Annotated in this window: 20 protein-coding genes; 18 read left to right on the forward strand and 2 right to left on the reverse strand. The window is 41.3% G+C overall.

What is annotated here, in order from left to right; all coding sequences use genetic code 11:
* Nucleotides 1-46: 46 nt before the first annotated feature.
* Together porN and P0077_RS10960 are read left to right on the forward strand one after the other, a co-directional pair.
* Complete coding sequence (gene porN / locus P0077_RS10955; protein WP_276165292.1) at nt 47-949, forward strand: type IX secretion system ring subunit PorN/GldN; 903 nt, start codon at nt 47-49, stop codon at nt 947-949.
* 92 nt (nt 950-1041) lie between these two features.
* A complete protein-coding gene (locus P0077_RS10960; RefSeq protein ID WP_276165293.1) occupies nt 1042-2094 on the forward strand; it encodes an NAD(P)/FAD-dependent oxidoreductase in 1053 nt (350 codons plus the stop codon).
* Here P0077_RS10960 and P0077_RS10965 read toward each other — a convergent pair.
* Entirely contained in the window at nt 2072-2488 is a 417-nt protein-coding gene (locus P0077_RS10965; protein WP_276165294.1) for a DUF983 domain-containing protein, read from the reverse strand. The two genes, P0077_RS10960 and P0077_RS10965, sit on opposite strands and share 23 nt — an antisense overlap.
* Before the next feature lie 136 nt (nt 2489-2624).
* On the opposite strand from P0077_RS10965, the gene P0077_RS10970 reads away from it, so the two are divergent.
* From P0077_RS10970 to P0077_RS11000, 7 genes are all read left to right on the forward strand, one after another.
* Nucleotides 2625-4535 carry an ABC-F family ATP-binding cassette domain-containing protein gene (locus P0077_RS10970; RefSeq protein ID WP_276165295.1) on the forward strand — a complete coding sequence of 637 codons (1911 nt, stop codon included), beginning with the start codon at nt 2625-2627 and terminating at the stop codon, nt 4533-4535.
* 182 nt (nt 4536-4717) lie between these two features.
* Entirely contained in the window at nt 4718-5590 is an 873-nt protein-coding gene (locus tag P0077_RS10975) for a leucine-rich repeat domain-containing protein (protein WP_276165296.1), read from the forward strand.
* Between the two features lie 172 nt (nt 5591-5762).
* Complete coding sequence (locus P0077_RS10980) at nt 5763-6899, forward strand: efflux RND transporter periplasmic adaptor subunit (protein ID WP_276165297.1); 1137 nt, start codon at nt 5763-5765, stop codon at nt 6897-6899.
* A complete protein-coding gene (locus P0077_RS10985; protein WP_276165298.1) occupies nt 6899-10195 on the forward strand; it encodes an efflux RND transporter permease subunit in 3297 nt (1098 codons plus the stop codon). The genes P0077_RS10980 and P0077_RS10985 overlap by 1 nt, the downstream gene beginning before the upstream one ends.
* Before the next feature lie 14 nt (nt 10196-10209).
* The gene (locus tag P0077_RS10990; RefSeq protein WP_276165299.1) at nt 10210-11574 is read left to right on the forward strand and encodes a TolC family protein; all 1365 of its coding nucleotides are present in this window, start codon (nt 10210-10212) and stop codon (nt 11572-11574) included.
* 109 nt (nt 11575-11683) lie between these two features.
* A complete protein-coding gene (locus tag P0077_RS10995) occupies nt 11684-12703 on the forward strand; it encodes a Gfo/Idh/MocA family protein (RefSeq protein WP_276165300.1) in 1020 nt (339 codons plus the stop codon).
* A gap of 9 nt (nt 12704-12712) precedes the next feature.
* Nucleotides 12713-12895 carry a CPXCG motif-containing cysteine-rich protein gene (locus tag P0077_RS11000; protein ID WP_276165301.1) on the forward strand — a complete coding sequence of 61 codons (183 nt, stop codon included), beginning with the start codon at nt 12713-12715 and terminating at the stop codon, nt 12893-12895.
* Between the two features lie 5 nt (nt 12896-12900).
* Here P0077_RS11000 and P0077_RS11005 read toward each other — a convergent pair whose 3' ends face one another.
* Nucleotides 12901-13581, reverse strand: a complete 681-nt coding sequence (locus tag P0077_RS11005) for a head GIN domain-containing protein (RefSeq protein ID WP_276165302.1) — start codon at nt 13579-13581, stop codon at nt 12901-12903.
* Between the two features lie 216 nt (nt 13582-13797).
* Between P0077_RS11005 and P0077_RS11010 the strand changes: the two genes are divergently transcribed.
* From P0077_RS11010 to P0077_RS11050, 9 genes are all read left to right on the forward strand, one after another.
* Nucleotides 13798-14859: a formylglycine-generating enzyme family protein gene (locus P0077_RS11010; protein ID WP_276165303.1), complete on the forward strand. Its 1062-nt coding sequence runs from the start codon at nt 13798-13800 to the stop codon at nt 14857-14859.
* A 34-nt stretch (nt 14860-14893) separates the two neighbouring features.
* Nucleotides 14894-15421: a YceI family protein gene (locus tag P0077_RS11015; protein ID WP_276165304.1), complete on the forward strand. Its 528-nt coding sequence runs from the start codon at nt 14894-14896 to the stop codon at nt 15419-15421.
* Nucleotides 15422-15480: 59 nt separating this feature from the next.
* The gene (locus tag P0077_RS11020; protein WP_276165305.1) at nt 15481-16668 is read left to right on the forward strand and encodes a M20 metallopeptidase family protein; all 1188 of its coding nucleotides are present in this window, start codon (nt 15481-15483) and stop codon (nt 16666-16668) included.
* A 197-nt stretch (nt 16669-16865) separates the two neighbouring features.
* On the forward strand, nt 16866-19199 hold the full coding sequence (locus P0077_RS11025; protein ID WP_276165306.1) for a PSD1 and planctomycete cytochrome C domain-containing protein: 2334 nt from the start codon (nt 16866-16868) through the stop codon (nt 19197-19199).
* A gap of 4 nt (nt 19200-19203) precedes the next feature.
* Nucleotides 19204-20667 carry a DUF1501 domain-containing protein gene (locus P0077_RS11030; protein WP_276165307.1) on the forward strand — a complete coding sequence of 488 codons (1464 nt, stop codon included), beginning with the start codon at nt 19204-19206 and terminating at the stop codon, nt 20665-20667.
* 3 nt (nt 20668-20670) lie between these two features.
* Nucleotides 20671-22104, forward strand: a complete 1434-nt coding sequence (locus tag P0077_RS11035) for a c-type cytochrome domain-containing protein (protein WP_276165308.1) — start codon at nt 20671-20673, stop codon at nt 22102-22104.
* Nucleotides 22105-22227: 123 nt separating this feature from the next.
* Entirely contained in the window at nt 22228-22842 is a 615-nt protein-coding gene (locus tag P0077_RS11040) for a hypothetical protein (protein ID WP_276165309.1), read from the forward strand.
* 16 nt (nt 22843-22858) lie between these two features.
* On the forward strand, nt 22859-23353 hold the full coding sequence (locus P0077_RS11045; RefSeq protein WP_276165310.1) for a (2Fe-2S)-binding protein: 495 nt from the start codon (nt 22859-22861) through the stop codon (nt 23351-23353).
* Complete coding sequence (locus tag P0077_RS11050) at nt 23354-25522, forward strand: xanthine dehydrogenase family protein molybdopterin-binding subunit (protein WP_276165311.1); 2169 nt, start codon at nt 23354-23356, stop codon at nt 25520-25522.
* The last annotated feature ends 329 nt before the right edge of the window (nt 25523-25851 follow it).

Below are 25851 nucleotides of genomic sequence, written 5' to 3' on the forward strand. Positions count from 1 at the left end.
AACCGAGCGGTCTTTTGATCGCTCGGTAATTTAAAATTTTACAAACATGAATTGGAAAAATGCTTTAGTAATTGGTGCAGTAACATTGTTGCCAGTTTCCATGATGGCCCAGGCGAACATTTTGAACGCCAAAAAGCCAGAGGAAATAGGCATTAAGACCGAAGCTCAAAAAGCTTTGGACAATGATGCTCCCCTTGAGTATGGTTATGTAGATGATCGTGACATTCTTTGGTCTAAGACCGTGTGGGAAGTTATTGATCTAGATGAAAGGGTAAATTTCCCTTTGTATTATCCTACGGATACCATTGATATTGGTAACGACAGAAGATCGTTGTACGATGTTCTTTTAAAGAGCATTAAGAACGGAAAGCTAAAGGATGTTTATGCCGATTCTTATTTTACGGATAAACGTAAGTTTAGCGACCTTCAAAGTACCTTACAAAAAGTAGATACTACGGATTATGGTTACGAACAAATCAACGCAGGTGAAGAGCTTTCTCCTGAATACGTGATGAAAAGAAACCTTACCGCGGCAGATATTGAAGAGTACCGTATAAAAGGTATGTGGTATTTTGATAAGCGCCAAGGTGAATTAAAGTATCGTTTATTAGGTATTGCCCCAGTGGCCCCGGATGTTAACTTTATAGATGATGACTCTATGGACCCAAGTGATGCCAAGGTTGAGCTTTTCTGGGTATGGTATCCAGATGCGCGTAACATCTTACATGAAGCCAAAGTCTTTAACCAGAGAAACTCTGCACAACCTATTTCTTTTGATATGTTGTTGAACGCAAGAAGATTCAACGGTGTAATTTATAGAGAAGACAATGTTCATGGTGATCGTAAAGTAAACGATTATATTACCGATAACGCTTTGTTTCAGTTGTTAGAAGCCGGTAGAATTCAAGAGGTCATTAGAGACCGAGAACAAGACATGTGGGCTTACTAGACCCAAGAATATTCCAATTCAAATAGTATTGAGCGCCCTGACAATTTTTGTCGGGGCGCTTTTTTTGATTGCCGTTTTTCTACCTTTGGACCATGGTAGATTATTTAATTGTGGGGCTCGGTCTTGCAGGTATTTCATTTTGTGAGCAATTGGAGAAGCACAATAAAACCTTTAAGGTAATTAGTGATTCTTCTCAGACTTCTTCAATCGTAGCAGGAGGATTGTATAATCCTGTTATTCTAAAGCGTTTTACGCTTGCCTGGCAGGCAGTAGAACAGATGAAGGAAGCCAAATCTTTCTATTCAAGTTTAGAAAATAAATTAGGTGTACAATTAGATTATACACTTCCGGTCTATAGACGTTTTCATTCCATTGAAGAGCAAAATTTGTGGTTTGAAGCTTCGGACAAAAAAGGGTTGGATAAGTTTTTAAACACCAAAATTCTAACGAATGCTAATCCAGCAATTGATGCACCTTTTGGTTATGGTGAGGTTTTGAGCACGGGTAGAATAGATACGAAAACATTGGTTTCATCCTATAAAGATTATCTTGTTTCAAAAGGTTCGTTATCCGAAGAGACTTTCGATTTTACTAATTTCACTCAAACCGAAGACGGAGTCAAGTATGGATCGTGTTCAGCAAAGAATATCGTTTTCGCCGAAGGTTTTGGATTAAAGAACAATCCCTTTTTTGATTATTTGCCGTTGCAGGGTTCTAAAGGAGAATATCTATTTGTTAAAGCTCCGGAGCTAAAAGAAAATCGAGCTATAAAATCATCGGTATTTATTATCCCGCAAGGTAATGATGTATACAGGGTAGGGGCTAATTACGAACGCAATGATAAGACAAACCTACCCACAGAAAGTGCTAGAGAAGGGCTTTTGTCCAAATTAAGGGTCGTGCTCAAATGCAAGTTTGATGTTGTGGGCCAAGTGGCCGGTGTCCGTCCTACAGTAGTGGATAGGAAGCCCTTGGTGGGCCGGCATCCAGAATATCAATACGTATACGTACTAAATGGTTTTGGTTCACGCGGGGTGCTTATAGGCCCGTCAGTTTCTAAAAAATTATATGCTTTAATTGAAAATGGTGAATCATTGGACCAAGAAATAGATGTGGCCCGGTTTACGCAGAAATATTATCGCTAACTTTTTTATGGTGCTCGGTAGCTGCATTTGGGTCATAGCCAATAAAAAAATTAATCCAAATGTTTCTAGATAGCCTAATGATTATCGGCATAAAAACTATCATTGTTGCTACAATAGCAATAAAAGCAGTGGTTAAAGTTGTTCCAATGAATAAAAAGCTGATTACAAATGCTGCCACTGCAAACGCAATTCCTACCGCATAACTCACGTACATGGCCCCGTAAAAAAAAGAAGGTTCAATTTTATATTTTGTTCCGCAGGTAGAACAACGCTCGTGCATATCAAAAATTTTGCCCAAATGATACGGATTCGTATCCTCGTACATGCTCTCTTCATGGCATTTGGGACAACTTCCTGTTAAAATACTGTATAGTTTGTTTCCTTTTTTTAACATTTGCAAAACTTTAGATAAAAGTACAGTTTTAAGGTTTCTTTCAATGTAACGATCATCACAAAAAACCGTATTTTTTAATACTAAGTGACACACCATTTAGGCATGATGCCTATTTGAATCTAGAATTTTTAAAAGTATGTTGAATATCCATAACCTTTCCGTTTCTTTTGGCGGAGAATATCTTTTTGAGGAAATCTCCTTTCGTTTAAATGGCGGTGATCGGGTAGGCCTAATCGGTAAAAACGGAGCGGGTAAATCTACGCTTTTAAAAATGTTGTCCAAAGATATGCCTATTGATTCGGGTACCATCGCAATGGAGAAGAATATTAAGATTGGCTTTCTCCGCCAGGATATAGATTTTGTTCTGGGACGAACGGTTTTAGAAGAGTCGTATCAAGCCTTTGAAGAAATAAAAGCATTAGAGCTTAAGCTGGATGAGATCAACCATCAATTGGCAGAGCGTACGGATTATGAAAGCGATATCTATCATCAGCTTATGGTGGATTTGAGCGATATAACCCATCGCTATGAAATTTTGGGCGGATATAATTACCAAGGTGAAACTGAAAAAATATTATTAGGACTTGGTTTTAAGCGCGAAGATTTCGATAAAAAAACCGATACTTTTTCCGGTGGATGGCGCATGCGAATTGAATTGGCTAAACTTTTGCTGCAAAGTAATGATGTACTGCTACTGGATGAGCCCACCAACCACTTGGATATTGAGTCTATCATTTGGTTGGAGCAATTTTTAAAAGGTTATGCCGGCGCGGTAGTAATTGTTTCTCACGATAAAATGTTCTTGGATAACGTTACCAACCGTACCATAGAGATTTCTTTAGGACGTATCTATGATTATGGTAAACCTTATTCTGAGTTTCTCTTGTTAAGAGGAGAAATTAAAGAGCAGCAGATGAACGCGCTAAAGAACCAAGAAAAAGAAATTCAGCAAGCGGAACGATTAATAGAGAAGTTCCGTGCTAAAAGTTCCAAAGCATCTATGGCGCAATCCCTTATCAAAAAACTGGATAAGATGGAACGGATAGAGGTTGATCAAGATGACAATGCGGTAATGAATTTGCGTTTTCCGGTCTCCATAACACCCGGTAAGGTCGTTGCAGAAATTGATGAACTTTCTAAGAGTTACGGAGAAAAGGATGTTTTAAAGGGAATCAATCTCCTTTTGGAACGTGATAGCAAAACAGCCTTTGTGGGGCAGAACGGCCAGGGAAAATCTACATTGGCAAAAATAATGGTTGGCGATTTGGATTACGAAGGTAATTTGAAACTAGGGCACAATGTACAAATAGGATATTTTGCCCAGAACCAAGCCGAATATCTTGATGGTAGCAAAACCATTTTGGATACCATGATAGATGCTGCCAATGAGAAGAACAGAAGTAAGGTAAGAGATATTTTAGGCTCATTTTTGTTTAAAGGTGATGAGGTGGAAAAGTATGTAAAAGTACTTTCCGGTGGAGAGCGAAACCGTTTGGCTTTGGCTAAAATGCTTTTGCAGCCCTTTAACGTATTGGTAATGGATGAGCCCACCAACCACTTGGATATTCAGTCTAAGAATGTGTTGAAGCAGGCACTACAGAATTTTGATGGTACGCTTGTTCTTGTGTCTCACGATAGGGACTTTCTTCAAGGGTTGACCAATAAGGTGTATGAGTTTAAGGACAAGAAAATTAAAGAGTACCTTGGTGATATAGATTATTACTTGGATCAACGCAAAGTTGAAGATTTTAGGGCAATTGAAAAAAAACAGGAAGATCAGAAGAAAAGTGTGGCACCAAAATCCGGTGCAAATGATTTTAAAGAGCAAAAGAAATTAAAATCTTTAAAAAACAGACTCAGCTCTGTAGAGTCGGATATTGCAAAGCTGGAAAAAGAGATTGTAGAAATAGACCATCAGTTAGTAATGGACTATGACAAAACCATTGCTTCTCCCAACTTTTTTGACGGGTATGAAAAGAAGAAAAAGCAGCTGGAAGATATGATGGGCAAGTGGGAGGAAATCACCTTGGAGCTAGAAAACTATTAGGTTTGGCTCTTAAAATAGGGGGCTTGAATTTTGCTCACAACAGATAATCGAGTTTTCACAACATTATAGAGCGGTTAATCGATAATTTTTGTTTTTCATCCTCGTTTAGGCTTATTTTTGTAAGGTAATTCTGTGAGAATTGCACCCAACCTTACTGTCAACCAAAAAAAATAAGTTAGTATATGAAAAGTCTATTGAGTTATTTAGTGCTTTTTTGCATAACCGTGCATGCGGTTTGGGCCGAAGTTCCAACTAAAGAAAGAGAATCTCTTGTTGAGCTTTATAAGGCCACCAATGGCGATGAATGGCAAAGAAAATGGAATCTTGATGCAGATATCTCAACTTGGGACGGCGTTAAGGTGAGGAACAATCATGTTGTAGAAATCAATCTTTTTAATAATAATCTACAAGGGGTTATACCGGCTAGTATTGGTGATCTTGAAAAGTTAGAATCTTTGAACCTGGCTTTTAACGGTATCACTGGAGAGCTGCCTAAAGAAATAACTTCACTAACTCGGTTAAGGGTTTTAAAGATTGAAATGAATCGTATAAAAGGAGAACTTCCTTTGGAATTGGGGAGAATGAGAAGCTTAATGGAGCTTACCGCTTTTAACAACTTTATTACCGGAAGCATTCCTGAAAGTATAGGGGACATTAAAAACCTTAAAGTATTGAACTTATCCAGTAACAGCTTAAAAGGAAACATTCCAAAAACTGTTGGTGGTTTAGCGCAGCTAGAAAGCTTGGGTCTTTTTGAGAATACGCTCGAAGGAAGTATACCTTCGGAAATAGGCGGACTTACAAAACTAAAGGAGCTTGTACTTGCCAACAATCAATTGGGAGGTGCGGTGCCGGAAGAGTTTGGTCAATTGGCAAGCTTAGAGGTGTTACAGATTCAGAATAACAAGTTTGATTCATTCAAAAACTTACAATCAATGGATGAAAAGCAATTTCTGGTATTTGATTATGATAAGGAAGATGATAAAATCGACTTTAAAAATGTAGAGTACGGCAGAACAAGAATGGCTGATACCAAATTTGAAGACGAAGAGTAGAAAATAGATTTCCATAATTTATAGTTAGTTTGGTTAAAGGGATGCGGATATGCATCCCTTTTTTTTATGGAAATTTTAAAAAAAGTAGTTTTAAGATACATTTAACTTACCTCGCTTAAACTATTAAATAGATTTGTAGTCCAACCAGCTGGCCAAATAGCCCCATATACTTATGAATACACGAAAGATTGTCCTCACCGTACTTGGCATTGTACTAATTATAGTCTCAGTTTATGCCGCAATTTCAATTGTAAATAGCAAAAGAACTCCCAGACCAAAACCAGAGAAAGTAGTTAAGACCGTTTTTACGGACACGGTTAAGAACGGAAACGTTTCTATTGTTATCCCCGCAAACGGTAATTTAAGGGCTAAACAAAGAGTAGAATTGTACGCTGAGGTTCAAGGTGTTTTTGTAAAGGGAAACAAATTATTTAAAGCAGGACAGGAGTATAGAGCAGGTGAAACTATCATTCGCATAGATGCTTCGGAGTATGCGGCAAGTGTACAATCGGCAAAAAGTAACTTATACAATTTAATTACTTCCATAATGCCGGATTTAAGATTGGATTATCCCGAGATATTTCCAAAGTGGCAAAAATATCTTACTGATTTTGATATGTCCAAAGGTACTCCCGCCTTACCTGAAATGACCGATGAAAAGGAAAAATACTTCATATCTGGCCGTGGTATACTTACCAATTACTACAATGTTAAGAATTTGGAACAGCGCCTGGCCAAGTATAGAATTTCTGCCCCGTTTGGAGGTATTCTTACCGAAGCTTTGGTAACTGAAGGTACACTGGTTAGATCCGGACAAAAGCTTGGAGAATTTATTAATACAGATGTTTATGAATTAGAAGTAGCTATAGGTAAAGACTATAGCGACCTTCTACAGGTAGGGGAGAAAGTAGAGTTGGTTAACTTGAACGGAACCAAAACATATACCGGAAAGGTAGCTCGTGTAAACGGAAGCGTAGATTTAACCTCCCAAACCATTAGGGCCTATATAGACGTAAAAGATGCAAACCTGAGAGAAGGTATGTATTTAGAGGCTAATCTAGATGCCAAACAAGAAGAAGATGCTATAGAAATAGATAGGGGGCTGCTGCTGGAGAACGATAAGATTTTTGTAGTACGCGATACCGTTCTTGACTTGGTAGACGTAAAACCAGTTTATTTCTCCGATAAGAAAGTTGTGCTGAAAGGAGTGCCGGACGGATTAACAATTGTTTCTAAACCTGTAGTAGGTGCCTATGCTGGTATGTTGGTAAAGGTTTTTGATGATAGTAACGCAAAAACCGCAAAGTAATGAGGAGTATAATTTCTTATTTTATAAAGTATCATGTAGCGGTTGATGTATTTGTACTTGCCTTTATGGTGTTTGGTATATTTGGTGCGCTTTCGCTCAAATCCAGTTATTTTCCACTTACCGATTCTAAGAACATCAATATAACTATTACTTACCCAGGAGCTTCTCCACAAGAAGTAGAGGAAGGTATTGTGCTCAAGATAGAAGATAACCTTAAAGGTTTGGAAGGTGTGGATAGGGTAACTTCCACGGCACGTGAAAATAGCGGTACCATCAACGTTGAAATATTAAAGGGGTATGATATTGACTTCATGCTTTTAGAAGTTAAGAATGCCGTAGATAGAGTGCCTTCTTTCCCCACAGGGATGGAGCCATTAATTGTTTCTAAATTGGAAGCGGTCAGGGAAACCATAACTTTTGCCATAAGCGGCGACCATATTCCATTGGCTACCTTAAAAGAGATTGGCAGACAGGTAGAGAATGAGTTGCGGACCATAGATGGTATTTCTCAAATAGAAATGAGCGGTTATCCGCTAGAGGAAATAGAAATAGCGGTTAATGAGAATAGCTTATTGGCGTATAATATTTCTTTTGCAGAGGTTTCCCAAGCAGTAGCCAATGCCAATATATTGGTTACAGGAGGTAATATTAAAACGGATGCGGAAGAGTATTTGATCCGGGCCAATAATAGGTCTTACTATGGTGATGAGCTTTCTAATATGATTATTAGGGCAGATGCTTCCGGTAGTGCGATCCGTTTAAAAGATGTAGCTATCATTCGGGATCGTTTTGAAGAGTCGCCCAATGCTTCTTATTTTGATGGTAACCTTTCCGTAAGTGCCTCCATTACCAGTACCAATACGGAAGACCTTTTGGGTTCTGCCGAAAAGGTGAAAGAGTATATAGAAGATTTCAACCATAAGAACAACAATGTACAGTTAAGTGTGGTAAGTGATCGTAGTATCACCTTGAACCAACGTACGGAATTGTTAACCGAGAATGCTATTGTGGGTATGATTTTGGTACTCATATTTTTATCGTTGTTCTTAAATACGCGTCTGGCTTTTTGGGTAGCTTTCGGTTTGCCTATTTCCTTTTTGGGGATGTTCGTTTTTGCTGGCTATTTTGATGTTACCATTAACGTATTGTCCCTTTTCGGTATGATTATCGTAATCGGTATTCTGGTGGATGACGGTATAGTAATCGCGGAGAATATTTATCAGCATTATGAAAAAGGGAAAACTCCTGTACAAGCTGCTATTGATGGTACTATGGAGGTTATACCACCAATTATTTCAGCAATTATAACTACCATACTGGCCTTTTCTATTTTCTTGTTCTTGGATGGTAGAATTGGGGAGATTTTTAGTGAGGTATCCGTAATTGTAATTCTCACGCTGGTCGTTTCCTTGGTAGAGGCATTAATTATACTACCGGCTCACTTGGCGCACTCCAAGGCGTTGAAACCTATGGATAAGGTGCCTAAAACGGCTATAGGTAGAGCTTTTGCCAAACTCCGGGTCATTAATGAAATGGGAGACCGTTTTATGGTTTGGATGCGAGATAATATGTATAGCCCTGCCTTGCGCTTTGGGCTGCGGTACAAAGTGCTGATGTTTGCACTGTTCGTTATGGGGCTGGTATTGACTTTAGGCTCTATAGGAGGAGGTGTTGTTAGAACGGCGTTCTTTCCAAGAATTGCAAGTGATAAGGTTTCCATAGACTTGCTAATGCCTAACGGGACTAACGAACAGGTAACGGATTCTATAATTTCTTTGATCGAAGAAAAATCGAAAATCGTAAACGAAGAACTTACGGAAAAATACTTAAAGGGTACAGGTAAGGTTCTTTTTGAAAATACAATTAAAAGAATCGGTCCTGGATCGTCTGCGGCCTCATTGGACATTAACCTTCTTCCAGGTGAAGAAAGACCGGATGCCATTGCTGCGGATATGGTTACCAATAGGCTACAAGAATTAGTGGGGCCTGTTATTGGGGTGGAAAGCCTTATTTATGGTTCCGGAGGTAATTTTGGTGGTAGCCCGGTATCCGTATCCTTATTAGGAAACAATATTGGGGAGTTAAAAGCGGCCAAAAAAGAACTTAAGGCAGTATTGGAAAACAATGCTCTGTTGAAAGATGTTGCGGATAATGATCCTGCCGGTATTAAGGAAATACGACTTCAGCTAAAGGAGAATGCCTACCTGTTAGGGCTTGACCTGCGAACGGTAATGAATCAGGTAAGAGCTGGTTTCTTTGGTTCTCAGGCACAACGTTTTCAAAGGGGACAAGATGAAATTAAAGTATGGGTTAGATATGATAGGGAAAACCGTTCTTCTATTACAGATTTGGATGAAATGCGTATTGTTACCCCAGATGGGAACAGGGTACCTTTAAATGAAATCGCTACATATATAATCGAAAGGGGAGATGTTGCTATAAATCACCTTGAAGGGCAACGGGAAATTCAAGTGTCTGCCGATATTAAGAACGAGAAAACAACGAGCGCAACAGATGTTATGAATGACATCCGTACGAACGTAATGCCAGAAATTCAGTCAAGATATCCTACGGTGACGGCTTCCTACGAAGGTCAGAACCGAGAGGCAAACAAAATGACGGACTCCATAACTGTTGTTGGGCTATCCGTTTTAATGTTGATTTACCTTACTATTGCATTTACATTTAGAAGTTTCAGTCAACCGTTATTGCTCCTTTTATTGGTGCCGTTCAGTTTAACGGCGGTAGCTTGGGGGCATTGGATACATGATTTCCCGGTGAATATTTTATCTATGTTGGGTATAATTGCTTTGATTGGTATTATGGTTAATGACGGACTCGTGCTCATTAGTAAATTTAACGGCAATCTCCGTGAAGGAATGAAATTTGACGATGCTATTTATGAGGCAGGTCGTTCCCGTTTTAGAGCAATTTTCTTGACATCAATAACTACTATTGCAGGTTTGGCGCCCCTGTTGTTGGAACGAAGTAGACAAGCACAGTTCTTGAAGCCTATGGCCATTTCCATTGCCTATGGTATCGCTTTTGCAACAGTGCTTACTTTATTGTTGTTACCCTTGTTCTTATCCTTTAGTAATAGGATTAAAGTGACTTCTAAATGGTTGAAAACCGGTGATGATATCTCTAAAGAAGAAGTTGAGCGTGCAATAAAGGAGCAAAAGGAAGAAGAAGCGCACTTACCGCCAAGTACGGTGAAAAAGATTAATGGAGCAACTCAAAAAAGCATTGAAACTTCTCAACCTGGCAAGATTGAAGATGCAGATACCAATTTATAGAAATTAGAGTAAGAATGATCAAAACATATATAGCTGCTTTCAGTTTTCTTTTACTAACGGTGGGCTTGTCCGCACAAGAAAAGAAACTATCAAAAGAAGAAGCGGTACGCTTAACCTTAGAAAACAACTTCGGAATACAAGTTGCGGGCAACCAAGTAAAAATAGCCGATAATAATCAGGGTATTCTTAATTCGGGCTATCTACCAAGTTTAACGGGTACGGCTGGGGCCAATTACAACGAATTAAACAGTACTACCGCCTATCCGGGCCAGTTTGAGTCTACGGGCGAACCAAGGGCGGATTTAGAAATTGACAATGCGGAGTCGCAATCCTATAATGGAGCACTGGCGCTTAACTATACGTTATTTGATGGTCTAGGCCGCTTGTACAATTACAAAAGGTTAAAAGAGCAATACCAGCTTACCGAACTACAAGCTAGGGAGACGATAGAAAATACATTGTTGCAGTTGTTCAGTGTCTATTTTGAAGTGGCCAGGCTTACGGAAAATGAAAATGTATTCAAACAAGCGCTAGAGATTTCTACGGATCGTATCACTAGGGCAGAGTATGCCTTTGAATATGGTCAGAATACAAAGTTGGATATTCTAAATGCCCAGGTAGATGTTACTAATGATAGCATCAACCTGCTGAATGCGAAACAACAATTGGCAAATACCAAGCGAGATCTGAACGTAATTGTTAACCAAAGTTTAAGTGAGAATTTTGAGGTCGATACGATAGTTCGTTTTGTGCCACGGTTGCAGTTAGATGAGCTAATTGGTGAAGCTAAGGTCCATAACGTTACTATTTTGCAAGCGGAGCGTAACTTGGCGATTAACGAATATGATATTAAGGTGAACCGTTCGGGCTACTTGCCTACTATCGGTTTAACAGGGTCTTACGGTTGGAATTTAAACCAGAGTGCCCCTAGTTCTTTCTTACCGGGTCAGGTTATACCAGGTAGTAATAGAACTAGTCTAACCTTAGGATTAGGCGCCAGCCTTACATGGAATCTTTTTGATGGCGGAAGAACTACAACCTTGGTCAAAAACTCGAAAATTGCGTACGAAAATCAAGAATTGGTGCAAGAGCAGGTAGAGGTAGAAGTAGATAGGGATATTCTCAATGCTTTGGCAACCTATGAAAACCGGTTGAACGTGTATCAGATTCAAGAACAGAATGTTATCACCAATCAGAATAACTTCGAAAGGTCAAAAGAACAGTTTCAATTGGGAAGAATCACCTCCATTGAGTTTCGTCAGGCGCAGATTAACCTTCTCAATGCACAGACCAATAAGAACTTGGCAAAGTATGATGCCAAACTTGCCGAACTTCAACTGTTGCAGCTTACAGGGCAGCTGCTTAATGTAGAGTTTTAAAATCAGGATAATCCCCAGAGGTCTTAAAAATAACTTTTCAGAATCCTCGTATTCTTTGCCATTGCTATAATTTCTTCGTAGTATAGTTTTTCTAAAATAGAGTTATATCATGTCGAAAATCGGTATTGGGATTATTGGAACGGGTTCAATTGTGCATACCTATGTAAAATGTCTTTCTGAGATGGAGGGTGTTGAGATAATCGGACTTTGTACAAAATCTGTGGATAGGGTAGAACAGGTGAAAACTGAATTCGGTCTACCTGTTTATAGTGATTATGTATCCTTTTTATCGCTTCCGGAAATTAATTTGGTATGTATTTGCAACGAGAGTGGCAAGCATAGTGAGGCGATTGAAGCCGCAGCGAAGGCTGGAAAACATATTTTATGCGAAAAACCGCTAGAAGTAACTACGGATAAAATAGATAGGCTCATCGCCTTATGTAAAAAACAGGAAGTGCTATTGGGCTGTGTACTTCAGAACCGATGCAGTGCCGATTACCGCCTTGTAGAAGATGCTGTAAAATCAGGTAAATTAGGTAAGTTATTGATGGGTAATGCTAGTATCAACTGGTATCGTTCCAAAGCGTATTATTCACAAAGCAATTGGCGGGGAACCATAGAACTAGATGGTGGCGCCGCTTTTATTAATCAAGGTATTCATACGATCGATTTGCTCATGAATCTTATGGGGCCTGCCGATTCGGTCTTCGCAAATGTGCAAACTAGGGTCCATAAAATAGAGGGAGAAGACGTAGGTGCGGCTCTGGTGAATTTTGGAAATGGAGCCATCGGTACGATTACTGCGGGTACGGCATTGGTTCCCGGGTATCCGGAGCGCATTGAAGTATATGGCGAGAAGGGAAGTATTATTATGGAAGGAGGAAAAATCATCGCATGGAATATTCAAGGTGAAGATGCTCCGGTTTTGGATACGAAAACATCAGGTAGCGGAGCTGCCGACCCCAAGGCCATTGGGCACCAAAACCATAAAATTGTACTTCAAGATATGGTAGAATCTATTCGTGAGAGTCGTAATCCTATGGTAGATGGTGTGGAGGCCCGAATATCCGTAGCATTAATCAATGCTATCTATCAATCTTCAAGAGAGAAAAAACAAGTGCAACTGTAGAATTAAAATATGTACGAACACTTTTTTCAATGTCCATATTGTTGGGAAGACATATCTATGCTTTTAGATCCTTCCATAAAAAAGCAGACCTACGTAGAAGATTGTGAGGTCTGCTGTAATCCTATTGAAATTACTCCCGAATTTCAGGAGAGCGAATTGATTGCTTTTAGTGCCCGTGATATTGAGCAGTAGAAAGCTTAGTCCATTTCTTTTATTTTTCCGCCAAAAACCTTGTCTCGATCAATAGTTTTTGGATTTCCGTAAATGTAGATAGAGCCACCGGCACGTACTTTGGCAGTTACTTTATCCGAAGCTTTTACATCTGCTCTACCACCGGCATTGACCACTACTGTAGTTTTGTCGGTATCAAGTTGTTTGTTGTAAATTTTACCACCTGTGTTTACCATCACTTCCTGCTGTGTGGCAGAACCGGTAAGCGTCACCTCACCTCCGGTGATAGATTTTGTATATAGGTCTTTGATGTTCACTTTAAGATCTATGTGCCCGCCTTCTTGGGTTTTGATTTCTACACGGCTCCCCTCAACGGTTTCATCGGAGCGAATTTTGGCATTTTCGTTTGAATCGATTAGGGAGAGGTCTTCGGTATAATATAAGGTTGCTTTGGCCTCGTTTCCGTCCAAAAAATTATCGAACTCCATTTTTATTTTTAGGAGGCCATTTTTGTTTGTGATTTTTATTTCATCTCTATCATCACCTGTAATTACAATCTTGTTTTCATTACTTTTTACAAGGGAGACGATGATACGGTCGTAGACCTTAAGCTCTGTGAATTTATCTAAATCCTTGGTGTTTTCTTTTTGTGCCAAAACACCTGCTGAAAAGAACAGGGCAAGGGCAAGGAATGTCAATTTTTTCATTTTTCAATTTTTTCTCGTGTCTGGTCAAAGATAAGCTATTTTCAATGATTCCGCCAGAGCCGTAAGGTCTATCAAGTAACGCTCCAATTTCTTTTGTGGCTATTTTAAACAAATTACGTAGGTGTTGTTATGCCATTGAGAATATGGCAGTTTAATGGTATTAGCTTTTGTCTATTATGAATAAAAAAAGCTATTTTTAGCAAAAGCATTATTTCAATGAAAATCCAGTTGACCAAAGTTACCTTATTTGCCTGTCTCGTTGGGGCGGTATTTCAATCTTGTAAATCTTCAAACACAGTAACCACTGTAGAAAAAACTACAGTAGAAACGACCGAGGAAAAAGTCGTAGAAAAAATACCTGCAGAAGCATCTGCGGAAACGTCAAACGGCTATACGGAAACCGTTCCCGAAACCGATAAGAGTTTTGATATGGTGCTTATTCCCGAAGGCTCTTTTACCATGGGAAGTCCAGAATCGGAAGCGAATAGAAAAGCGGATGAAGGCCCTCAAAAAGAGGTGGAGCTAGATGCTTTTTATATGGCAAAGCATGAGCTAACGTGGGATTTATTCGAGCTTTTCTTCAAACAGAACAAAGAACTTTTTGTGAAGCTAGATGATGACCGCGTGGTAAAAATAGATGCCATTACACGTCCTAGTCCACCTTATGAAGACCCTTCATACGGTATGGGAAAAGATGGTTTTCCTGCAGTGAGTATGTCTGCTTATTCCGCATTGGTGTATTGCAAATGGTTGAGTACGGTAACCGGTAAATTCTACCGCCTGCCAACGGAAGCTGAGTGGGAGTACGCTGCCAAAGCGGGAACGGAAAGTGCCTATAGTTTTGGAGATGATATCGCGGCCATTGGCGACTATGCGGTATATTACAAAAACTCGGAGAGCAAGTATGCTAAGGTAGGTTCTAAAAAACCAAATCCTTGGGGTTTGTATGATATGCACGGTAACGCCGCCGAGTGGACATTAGATGAATACAAAGAAGATGCCTATGCCACTACGGATAAGAAAAACCCGTGGGTAACACCGGCCGTTATTCACCCGCGATCTTACAGAGGTGGTTCTTGGGATGACGATGCCGATAAGCTTCGTTCGTCCGCACGAACGGCATCCAGTTTAAAACAACAGAAGCGTGATCCTCAGATTCCTAAGAGTTTTTGGTGGTTTACAGATTCCAATTATGTTGGTTTTAGATTGGTGAGCCCTAAGGTGCAACCTAGCGAAGAAGAGCAGAAACAATTCTGGCAGACGGTTCTAGATGAATAGCCATATTCCTAATTAACGTATTGAAACTTATAAAATGAAAAAAGCAGTTTTTCTAGTACTTTTTGTGAGCTTAACTTGGTTAGGCCAGGCGCAAGAATATGCACTTTCTGACGCCAGTAAAATGACCATTTCGGGCTCATCTACCGTTCATGATTGGGAAGTAGCGGCCAACACCGTGAATGCCACCTTAGAATACGATGGAACGGCCCCAAAGAAAATTAATTTGGAAGTGGCCGTAGAAGATATTAAAAGTGAGCGTGGTGCCGCGATGGATAAAAAAATGCACGAAGCCCTAAAAAAGGAGGAACACCCAAATGTTACTTTTAAACTTGTGGAGGTAAAGAATACATCTATTTTGGTAGGCACTTTAAATATTGCGGGAACGGAAAAGTCCGTAGAAATTCCGGTAACTATGGAAACAGTTTCTGACGGTCTTAAAATTACGGGACAAAAGAAATTGATATTACAAGATTACGGAATGGAGCCCCCAACGGCTATGTTCGGTCAGATTATTGTTGGTGATGAGGTAACCGTAAATTTCGATTTGACATTTTCAAAATAGTAAGTCTTTTATGGCACACGGATTTTTAATATATACTTGACTTTAATACCTTTTTACCTATGGATAGTCATCAAATAATTAAAAGTCTTGCCTTAAGATTTGCGCCTGATTTTGTAGAAATACGAAGGCACCTGCACCAAAATCCTGAACTGTCATTTCAAGAATATAATACCTGCGCTTATCTTAAAGAGCAGTTGTTATCGCTTGGAGTAACCGATATTGAATCGGTGGCAAGCACAGGGCTTCTGGCTACTATAAATGGAGATAAACCCGGTAAGACGGTGCTATTGCGTTCAGATATTGATGCCCTACCAATTCTTGAAGAAAATAAGATTGACTATGCTTCGGGAAACCCTGGGGTCATGCACGCCTGTGGCCATGATGCACATAGCGCTTCCCTTTTGTTGTGCTCCAAGATTCTTTTGGAGTTAAAAGGTGATTTCTCGGGAACTGTAAAACTGTTGTTTCAACCTGCAGAAGAATTGAGTCCGGGTGGGGCAATTAAAGTCATGCAGGAGAAAGCATATACTGACTTGGGGCGCATTCCCCACATTGGGCAACACGTACGGCCAGATATGCCGGTCGGAAAAGTAGGTTTTCGCTCTGGGAAATTTATGGCTAGTATGGACGAACTTTTTTTGACCATTAAAGGGAAGGGTGGTCATGCCGCCATGCCCGAAAAATTGATTGATCCGGTATTGATATCCTCACATATTATTGTTGCTGCGCAACAACTCGTTAGCCGTATGGCCGATCCCAAAGTACCTTCCGTACTTTCTTTTGGTAAGGTAATTGCCAACGGAGCTATAAATGTAATTCCGGACGAGGTAACCATCGAGGGTACGTTTAGGACTTTTGATGAAACCTGGCGAAAATCGGCATTGGAAAAACTGACTAAATTGGTTACGACTATGGCAGAGGCTATGGGCGGGAGCTGTGAACTTAAAATTAACCATGGGTATCCACATTTAAAAAATGAGGCGCTGTTAACGGAGGATTTACGTAGCCACGCACAAGCATATTTGGGAGAAGAAAAGGTAGAAGAACTAGACCAATGGATGGCAGCGGAAGATTTCGCATACTACAGCCAGCAGCATCCGGCTTGTTTCTATATGCTGGGTGTGGGCAATGTTGAAAAAAATATTCAATCTGGACTTCATACCCCCACTTTTAATATTGATGAATCTGCCTTGGAAATTGGCGGCGGACTCATGGCTTGGCTTGCCATCAAAACACTTTCCGTATAACCTATTTTTAGATTAATTCTTTTCTGCGGTATTACTGTAATCGGATGCTAAAAAGTGTCGAACTCACATAAAACGGGCTGTTGTATTCAAAAAATGATAAAGAATAACTAAAAAGTGCAACTCTTTCAGTTGTGCACCCTGTGGCAATCTGCTACTTTTAAGGAATCACATGAAGTGTAAAATGTACGATTCCGAAAATGAAATATAAGGTAGTTATTTTAGCAGTTTTGGCAGGTTTGATTGGATTCCTTTTTATGTACAAGAAAGGAGTATTCCAAACGGAAACGAATGCGTATGCAGATATGAAACTTCCAGAGACGGTAGATTATAATTTTCATATCAAACCCATCCTTTCCGATAATTGTTATACCTGCCATGGTCCGGATGCCAACAAAAGAAAGGCCGGTTTACGGTTGGATATTGAGGAAGCCGCTTTTTCTGAATTGAAAGAAAAACCGGGCCACTTTCCTATTGTATCTAAAAATTTAAAGAAAAGTGAGGTATATAAGGTTATCGTCTCCGATGATGATGACATTCTGATGCCCCCAGTAGATTCGCAATTGGCTTTGAATTCCTATGAGAAGAAACTCATTAAAAAATGGATAGAACAGGGTGCTAAATTTGAAAAACACTGGGCGTATATCTCCCCGGAAAAAGATAAACTTCCAGTAACCGAAAATACAGAGTGGGCGCAGAATGAAATAGATGGGTTCATTCTGGGTAAATTAGAGGATAAGGGACTTTCGCCTTCCGAAAAAGCACCCATAGAAACACTCATACGCAGAATAAGTCTGGATTTAACAGGCTTACCTCCGCTTCCCGAACAGGTAGATAAGTTAATTGCCAAAGGCGATATTGATGAAATTATAGACACCTTTTTAGCGTTGCCCGCTTATGGTGAGCGTATGACGCAATCTTGGTTGGATGTAGCACGTTATGCGGATTCTCACGGATATCAAGATGATAGTTACCGTACCATGTGGCCGTGGCGTGATTGGGTGATTCATGCCTTCAACGAAAATTTACCTTATGATGAGTTTCTGACCTGGCAATTGGCGGGAGACCTTTTGCCCAATGCTACCAAAGAACAGATTCTGGCTACGGGTTTCAATCGAAATCATCCAATAACTCAAGAAGGGGGTATTGTACAAGAAGAATATCGTACCAATTACGTTTTGGATCGCACTAATACGCTAGGAAAGGGAATTTTGGGTATTACTTTGGAATGTGCGCAGTGCCATGACCATAAATACGATGCCATTTCTCAGGCCAATTATTTTGAGATGTTCGCTTTTTTTAACCAAGTGGATGAAAAGGGGCTGCAGATGACCGCTCCTCCGGCAGCAAAACTTAGGTATTTTGCAGATCCACCTTATATCAAAATTTCAAAAGAAGAAACGGAAAATGTGCTTTCGTTCATTAATATGGATAGTCTTCCGGAAATCAATGTGATGGTGATGAACGATTCGGCACCAAAGACCACCTATATTTTAAATAGGGGACAATATGACCAGCCAGCAGATTCTGTGAGTCCAAAAACACCCGAAGCTATTTTTTCTTTCTCCGATAATTTGCCTAAAAACAGATTAGGTCTTGCCCAGTGGCTTACGGATAGTAAAAACCCGCTTACGGCGCGGGTGTATGTCAATCGTATTTGGGCCATGTTATTTGGTAAGGGGTTAGTGGAAACCGCTGGGGATTTTGGTGTTCAGGGGAGCCTTCCTACACATCCCGGGTTGTTAGATTGGTTGGCGGTAGATTTTATGGAGCACAGATGGGACACCAAGTATTTGCTTAAGAAAATAATGCAATCCGCTACCTACCAACAGAAATCGGAATTACGACCGGAAATCAAAAAAGCGGACCCTGAAAATAAATTGTTGGCACGTGCACCTCGTTTTAGAATGAGTGGCGAAATGATTAGAGATTATATTTTGACCACCAGCGGATTGCTCAATCCGGAGTTGGGTGGCCCCAGTGTAAAACCTTACCAACCTGCTGGTTTGTGGGAAGAAACGAATGCCGGTGGTAACCGGGGAATATTAACGAAATACATTCCCGATCAAGGCGAAGATTTATACCGTCGTTCTCTGTATACATTTTGGAAGCGCACATTACCACCGCCCAATATGACCATTTTTGATGCGCCCACCCGCGACTTTTCGGAAGTGAAAAGGCAAAAAACTAATACGCCCTTACAGGCATTGGTGCTGCAGAATGATGTACAGGTATTGGAAGCGGCAAGAGTTTTGGCACAACGGAGTATTAAGCAACAACCGGACAATCCCAAGTTGGTCGAAGACCTATTTAAACGCATTTTGGTCCGTAGTCCCCGTAAAGAAGAACTATTGACGTTGAATACCTATTATCACAGTGCACTTGATCAGTATACAAACGATTTAGAGAGTGCTGAGAAATTGTTGGCCGCAGGCGATTACGAACAGATAGACGTACACCCTGCAAAAGCAGCGGCATTGATGTTGACTGCTCAAGTTATTTACAATTTAGACGAAACCATTACAAAAGAATAAGGCTATGAAAGAGGAGAAAAAAAACAATGAAAATCCGTTAAAAGTAAACAGGCGTCATTTCTTTTCACAATTGAGCGTGGGTATTGGTTCCCTGGCCTTGGGGTCATTACTGATTCCTGATCTGTTTAAAGGCGGAGGTGCACAACCTTTGGCACAGCAACCGCTGGGTATTCCTCATTTTGCTCCCAAGGCAAAACGTGTTATCTATCTTTTTCAAGCGGGTGGCCCCTCGCAATTTGAGAGTTTTGATTACAAGCCTACATTGAAGAAACGCATGGGTGAAGATTTGCCCGAATCCATAAGAAACGGACAGCGGTTAACGGGTATGACATCCGGGCAAGATAAGTTTCCGTTGATGCCATCGGCCACTAATTTCAAACAGCATGGTCAGAGTGGGGCTTGGGTCAGTGACTATTTTCCCCATATTGCCAAAATTGCGGATGAGATTACCGTGGTAAAAAGCATGCATACGGATGCTATCAACCATGATCCGGCCATTACCTTCTTTCAAACGGGAAGTCAGATTTCCGGGCGCCCCAGTATGGGCTCGTGGATGAGTTACGGCCTTGGTAGTGAAAATAAAAACTTGCCCTCTTTTGTGGTTTTGACCTCTAGGGGAAAGGGCAACAGTCAAGGTTTGTATTCCAAATTATGGTCTAGTGGATTTTTAGATTCCAAACACCAAGGGGTTCTGTTGCGCTCGGGTAAAGACCCTGTTCTGTATTTGAATGACCCTGACGGAATCTCAAGATCGGATAAGCGCCATTTGTTGAACGAAGTCTCTCAATTGAACAAAATGCATCATGTGGAAACAGGTGATGACGAAATAGAATCGCGTATTGCGCAATATGAAATGGCATACCGCATGCAAATGTCCGTACCCGATGTAATGGACGTTTCAAAAGAACCGGAATCTATTGTAAAGTTGTACGGGGAGGATTGTCAAGTGCCGGGCACCTATGCTGCAAATGCTTTACAGGCAAGAAGGTTGGCAGAAAACGGAGTTCGCTTTATACAACTGTATCACCAAGGATGGGATCAACACGGTAATTTGCCCAATGCCATGGCGGGGCAGGCGAAAGATGTAGATCAAGCTTCCGCAGCGTTAGTCATGGATTTGAAGCAAAGGGGCATGTTAGAGGATACGTTGGTAGTTTGGGGCGGTGAATTTGGAAGGACGAACTTCTGCCAAGGTAAGTTTGATCCAAAAGATTTTGGTCGTGATCACCACCCACGTGCGTTCAGTATTTGGATGGCTGGAGGAGGTATCAAGCCAGGTCTCAATTATGGTAAGACTGATGAGTTTGGATATAATATTGTTGAAAATCCGGTGCACGTGCATGATTTTCATGCCACCTTAATGCATGCCATGGGATTGGACCACGAGCAAATGACCTATAAATATCAAGGAAGACGTTTCCGATTGACCGATGTTGCCGGGAATGTAATCAAAGACCTATTAGCATAACCAATGACCCGTATTCTGAAAAACCGTTGGGTAGACTATGCCATTTTGGGGCTATCCGTATTTCTTATTTTTTGTTTGATTTTCGATTCGTATATAGAGTTGCCAAATCTTGTGGCGTGGCTGGGGCGTTGGCATCCATTGATTCTCCATTTTCCGATTGTACTTCTGTTGATCGCTGTTTTTTTAGGGCTAACAGGAAAAAAAGTTCCGGACGAATTACTCGTAGTTGCGGTGCTCTCGGCTTTAGTGACTGCTGTTTCCGGGTTTTTCCTAGGAAAGGAAACCCTGGTAAAAGGAGATTTGCTCTTTTGGCACCAATGGCTGGGTGGAGGTGTGGCCTTAGTAGCTTCCCTTTGGTATGTTCTGGCGAATAGAGGATTGAGCGGTACGATGTATACGAAGGTGCTTCAAGTTGTCATGGTCGGTTTGGTGGCGGTTACGGGGCACTATGGCGGAATGGTCACCCATGGGGAGGAATTTTTAGCACTTCCCACAAACAAAAAAGAAAAAGAGATTCCAGAAAATCCTGTGATTTATGCGGATGTAGTAACCACAATTTTAGAGGATAAATGTGTGTCATGCCACAATCCCAATAAAAAGAAGGGCGAACTACTCATGACCAATTTAGAAGAGTTGCTAAAAGGAGGGGAGAGCGGTCAGACGCTTATTCCTGGGGACCCCATAAAAAGTCAGCTAATCAGTAGATTGCACCTTCCGGCGGAAGACGAAGAACATATGCCACCGGAAGGCAAAGCACCGTTGACCCAAAGTGAAATAGAGATTTTGGAAAGATGGGTGGCTTTGGGCGCTTCGGATACCCTTAGATTTGACCAATTACCGGAAAGTGAACCTTTGGTAGCACTCATAAAAGGTTTGAAAGAAGGGGATGCCGAATCAAAATGGGCCAGTCTTCCCGTTGTGGCGGATAGTACAATAAAGAATTTATCGAACGATTATCTCACCATAGAGCGAATGGCAGCGAATTCCAACGCTTTAAGTATTGATGTGTTTTCGCCGCCCGAGTATACTGCGGCACCTATTATTGCCATGGAGCGTATTGCGGCTAACATTGTGGAACTCGATTTAAGTGGGTTGCCCATTGGTTCAGCGGAAATGGATTTCGTAGCCAGATGTCAAAATCTGGAATGGCTCGAAGTGGATAAAACTCCTGTTACCGATGCAGAGGTGGAAAAACTAACGGCATTAAAAAACCTTCGGCTTTTAAAAATTTATGAAACCCCGGTAACGGACAAAAGCATATCTGTTTTTAAGCAATTGGGAAGTTTAAAAAGTCTGTATGTATGGAAAACGGAACTGTCTAACGAAGCCCTCGAGAGCTTAAAGAGCGAAAATTCAGGCCTCGCCATTAATTACGGAATCAATCCTGAAATTGAGACCTTTTTTGTGGCCAGTGATTCTGTTGCAATAGCCAAGTAAAGGTTTGTGCGGTTAATACTTCCTGTATCAGGCCATAAGGGGGCGTTATCAATGGAACAGCGTAGTATTCTTTAATTATTAAGTAACTTTAGAGCTATAGGTAAACTTGAAATACCTCTAGCTATGAAAACAAAATCCTATATTCTCATACTCTTTCTGTTAATGGCGGGCTTCGTTCTCGCATCTATGTATACCCCTTCGGAAAGTGATTATGTTTCTGTTCCTCCTTCAAAAAAAAATAGCGAAACTCCTTCTGATATAGCTTTTCATAAAATGATGGATGTGTTGACGCACCCGCGCTGCGTTAACTGCCACCCGAACGATCATGTGCCCAAACAGGGGATTGAGGGCGACCCTCACGACTTTGGGATGAGTAGGGGAGAAAACAATCTCGGCTTTGAAGCCACAAAATGCACCACTTGCCATCAGACGGAAAACAATCCATATTCCGGGGTTCCTGGGGCACCACATTGGTCATTGGCTCCGCATTCTATGCAATGGCAGGGGCTGGATAGATTTGAAATTGCAGCCTCCATGATGGATACGGGACGTAATGGCGGCCGTACGCCCGAGGATATTCTACATCATTTAACCGAAGACAAATTGGTGTTATGGGCTTTTCATCCAGGAGTTGATGCCAAAGGGGAACCTCGTGAAGTGCCTCCGGTATCTAAAGAAGAATATATAAAAGCCGTGGAAGCATGGTTCGAAAACGGACATGTCATTCCATCCAAATAAAAGAAAAAAATCGACTATGAAAATTTCAATGCAGGTCAATGGGCAGTCGCATGTTGTTGAACTTACGGATGAGTATACCCCTTTGCTGTGGGTTATCCGAGATATGCTGGGATTGAAAGGCACCAAGTTTGGCTGTGGAAAAGCGGCCTGTGGAGCATGTACGCTCCATGTAGATGGCGAAGCGGTTCGGTCCTGTTCCTATCCCGTAAAATTTGCGGAGGGAAAAGAAATCACGACTATTGAAGGATTGGGAGATGCCACAAATCCGCATCCCGTACAACAGGCCTGGATAGAGGAAATTGTGCCACAATGCGGCTATTGCCAGCCGGGTTTTATGATGGCTACGGCCGCATTATTGGATAAAATTCCAAATCCAACAAACCAAGATATAGATGATAATATCATAAACGTTTGTAGATGCGGAACGTATTATAGAATGCGTAAAGCCATTCACCTTGCTGCCGAAAAGCAGAGTACTTTAAAAACAGACAGCGAACCTACAAATTCTTAGATGATGACAGAGAACGAATCCTCAGGAAATAAGAAAGTATCAAGGCGAAAGTTTTTGGTACGTGGCGGTTTAGGTACGGTGGGCGTATTGGCCGTAGGAACCTATTTATTCAGAAATCCGATCAGAAGGGCTGTTTTGGAGAAGGTAAATTCAATGGATATTGAATATTTAGGAAGCACGGATAATCCCATGTTATGGTTTGAGTTGGGCCCGGCCAATGAAATCATTCTACATTCACCAAAAATAGAAATGGGGCAAGGTACGTTTACGGGATTGGCACAAATGGCTGCGGATGAACTGGAAGTTCCTTTTCAGAATGTAAAAGTTGTACATGCCACTACGGATACAGGAAATATTGACCAGTTCAGTACGGGAGGGAGCACGTCTATTTCAGGACTTTGGCAACCGTTACGGGAATTGGCGGCCACTTTTCGGGAAATGCTGAAGCTTAAAGGGGCGGAGAAATTAGGGGTTCCCGTGTCCGAAGTCACCGCAGTAGACGGTATAGTTTCGGGAAATGGAAAAAGCCTTTCCTATTCGGAAATTGCAGAAGGAGTAACCAGTTGGACCATTCCGGATACTCCTGTTTTAAAAAATAGAGATACCTATCGCTTTGTTGGAAAACCTTTGCCACGCGTAGATTTAGAGGATAAGGTCTATGGCTCGCCTATGTTCGGTTTGGATGCCGAAATGCCAAATATGGTGTTTGGGGCAGTAGTTCGACCTTCAAAAATAGGAGCAAAATATATCAGTGCCACCGCGGATAAGGCCGAAAAAATGCCCGGAGTCATTAAAATTGTCAAGGAAGATGATTTTGTTGCCGTAGTTGCGGAATCGTATATCGAAGCCGAAAATGCCAAACAAGCAATTGAGGTGGTCTGGGAAACCCCGGATAATTTACAGCAAGAGGAGATAGTGGCTATGATGACGGTGGGAAACGGAAACTCCAGTATTATTCAAAAACAGGGCGATGCTTTGGAAGGGGATGCCGTTGTGCAGATGGAATTTAGAAGTCCCATTGGTGCACACGCCCAGATAGAACCCAATGGTGTGGTCGCATCCGTTGTAGATGAGAAGGCAACGATTATGATTTCTACCCAGGTCATTGGTATTACGCGTAAAGAGGTAGCCTCCCGTTTGGGATGGGATGAAGAGCAGGTAAATGTGATTCCCACCTATCTAGGTGGTGGTTTTGGAAGACGACTGCATACGCCCCATGCGGTTCAGGCAGCGGTGATGTCCAAAGCTGTGGGCAAACCTGTAAAGTACGTTTTTAGTCGGGAAGAAGAATTTCAGCATGATATGTTCCGTCCGCCTACCCATCATATTGTAAAAGGAAGTCTGAACGAGGAGGGTTTATTAAGCGGACTCGAACATCATTTTGTGAGTGGGGATGTGGGTAATAATTCGGCATTGATACCTAATGTGGTACCCACTATTTTGGGTGCGGATGTGGGAGCTATTAGAGGTGCATTTATTCAGTATACAGCCGTACCCAATCATAGGTCTGTGTATTGGCATGTAGATTTGCCTTTTGCTACCAGTTGGTGGCGTAGTTTAGGTTTATTGGCCAATACCTTTGCCATAGAAAGTTTTGTAGATGAGATGGCGCTGAAAGCAGAAAAGAATGCCATAGAATTCCGTTTGGCACATATTGGCGATGATGAAGCAGGGAAACGCTTAAAAAATGTAATCCGTACCGCAGGTGAGAAATCGGGATATTCCGAAGAAATCAAAGCGAATAGAGCTATGGGATTTGCAGCCTCGGTAGATGCGGGCACACCTTGTGCGCATGTGGTTGAGGTTTCCGTAACGGATAACGAAATAAAAGTCCATAAAGTTACGGTAGTTTTAGACCCTGGCCTTGCTGTAAACCCGGATCAGGTTAGGGCGCAATGCGAAGGCTGCGTTATTATGGGCATGAGTGCGGTACTGTTCGAGCAAATGAAAGTGGTGGACGGCTCTTTGACCCCTACGATTTACGGACCCTATGAAATGGCATTAATGAAACATGCGCCCAAAGAAATAGAAGTGGTATTGCTTCAAGGCAAAGATACACCGGGCCCTGTGGGCGAACCGCCATTGGGACCCATTGGTGCGGCGATTGCCAATGCCGTAAAAAGACTAACGGGCAAACGTCTGCAATCCATGCCCCTAAAATTGACATAAATTAAAACCTAAAAAAGGCTTCCAGTTGGTTGGAAGCCTTTTTAAACTTTAGTGCTTCTCTTGTTCTTTAGCTTTTTCCTAGATCACAAGACCGGTGGTCTTGCATCTTTCCATAAAACAAAGAACCACGCCGAAATGGGCGTGGTTTCTAACTTAAAGTGATGGCACTAGGATTACCTTTCGGTGTTCCTAGGCGGCTCAATGTTGCAAATTGTAAACCACGAGCTAGCGCTCTGGTTCTTCATCTTATTCCAAGATCACAAGACCGGTGGTCTTGCATCTTTCCATAAAACAAAGAACCACGCCGAAATGGGCGTGGTTTCTTAATT

The sequence above is a fragment of the Zobellia alginiliquefaciens genome, assembly GCF_029323795.1.
Lineage (GTDB): Bacteria > Bacteroidota > Bacteroidia > Flavobacteriales > Flavobacteriaceae > Zobellia > Zobellia alginiliquefaciens.

Bases quoted from the DNA above. Each gene is read 5' to 3' on its own strand.
- P0077_RS11010 (WP_276165303.1), top strand. From the start codon at position 13,798: ATGAAAATCCAGTTGACCAAAGTTACCTTATTTGCCTGTCTCGTTGGG.
- P0077_RS10995 (WP_276165300.1), top strand. From the start codon at position 11,684: ATGTCGAAAATCGGTATTGGGATTATTGGAACGGGTTCAATTGTGCAT.
- P0077_RS11005 (WP_276165302.1), bottom strand. From the start codon at position 13,581: ATGAAAAAATTGACATTCCTTGCCCTTGCCCTGTTCTTTTCAGCAGGT.
- P0077_RS11015 (WP_276165304.1), top strand. From the start codon at position 14,894: ATGAAAAAAGCAGTTTTTCTAGTACTTTTTGTGAGCTTAACTTGGTTA.
- P0077_RS10960 (WP_276165293.1), top strand. From the start codon at position 1,042: ATGGTAGATTATTTAATTGTGGGGCTCGGTCTTGCAGGTATTTCATTT.
- P0077_RS10965 (WP_276165294.1), bottom strand. From the start codon at position 2,488: ATGTTAAAAAAAGGAAACAAACTATACAGTATTTTAACAGGAAGTTGT.
- P0077_RS10985 (WP_276165298.1), top strand. From the start codon at position 6,899: ATGAGGAGTATAATTTCTTATTTTATAAAGTATCATGTAGCGGTTGAT.
- P0077_RS11025 (WP_276165306.1), top strand. From the start codon at position 16,866: ATGAAATATAAGGTAGTTATTTTAGCAGTTTTGGCAGGTTTGATTGGA.
- P0077_RS10975 (WP_276165296.1), top strand. From the start codon at position 4,718: ATGAAAAGTCTATTGAGTTATTTAGTGCTTTTTTGCATAACCGTGCAT.
- P0077_RS11045 (WP_276165310.1), top strand. From the start codon at position 22,859: ATGAAAATTTCAATGCAGGTCAATGGGCAGTCGCATGTTGTTGAACTT.
- P0077_RS11020 (WP_276165305.1), top strand. From the start codon at position 15,481: ATGGATAGTCATCAAATAATTAAAAGTCTTGCCTTAAGATTTGCGCCT.
- P0077_RS11035 (WP_276165308.1), top strand. From the start codon at position 20,671: ATGACCCGTATTCTGAAAAACCGTTGGGTAGACTATGCCATTTTGGGG.
- porN (WP_276165292.1), top strand. From the start codon at position 47: ATGAATTGGAAAAATGCTTTAGTAATTGGTGCAGTAACATTGTTGCCA.
- P0077_RS10990 (WP_276165299.1), top strand. From the start codon at position 10,210: ATGATCAAAACATATATAGCTGCTTTCAGTTTTCTTTTACTAACGGTG.
- P0077_RS11040 (WP_276165309.1), top strand. From the start codon at position 22,228: ATGAAAACAAAATCCTATATTCTCATACTCTTTCTGTTAATGGCGGGC.
- P0077_RS11030 (WP_276165307.1), top strand. From the start codon at position 19,204: ATGAAAGAGGAGAAAAAAAACAATGAAAATCCGTTAAAAGTAAACAGG.
- P0077_RS10970 (WP_276165295.1), top strand. From the start codon at position 2,625: ATGTTGAATATCCATAACCTTTCCGTTTCTTTTGGCGGAGAATATCTT.
- P0077_RS11050 (WP_276165311.1), top strand. From the start codon at position 23,354: ATGATGACAGAGAACGAATCCTCAGGAAATAAGAAAGTATCAAGGCGA.
- P0077_RS11000 (WP_276165301.1), top strand. From the start codon at position 12,713: ATGTACGAACACTTTTTTCAATGTCCATATTGTTGGGAAGACATATCT.
- P0077_RS10980 (WP_276165297.1), top strand. From the start codon at position 5,763: ATGAATACACGAAAGATTGTCCTCACCGTACTTGGCATTGTACTAATT.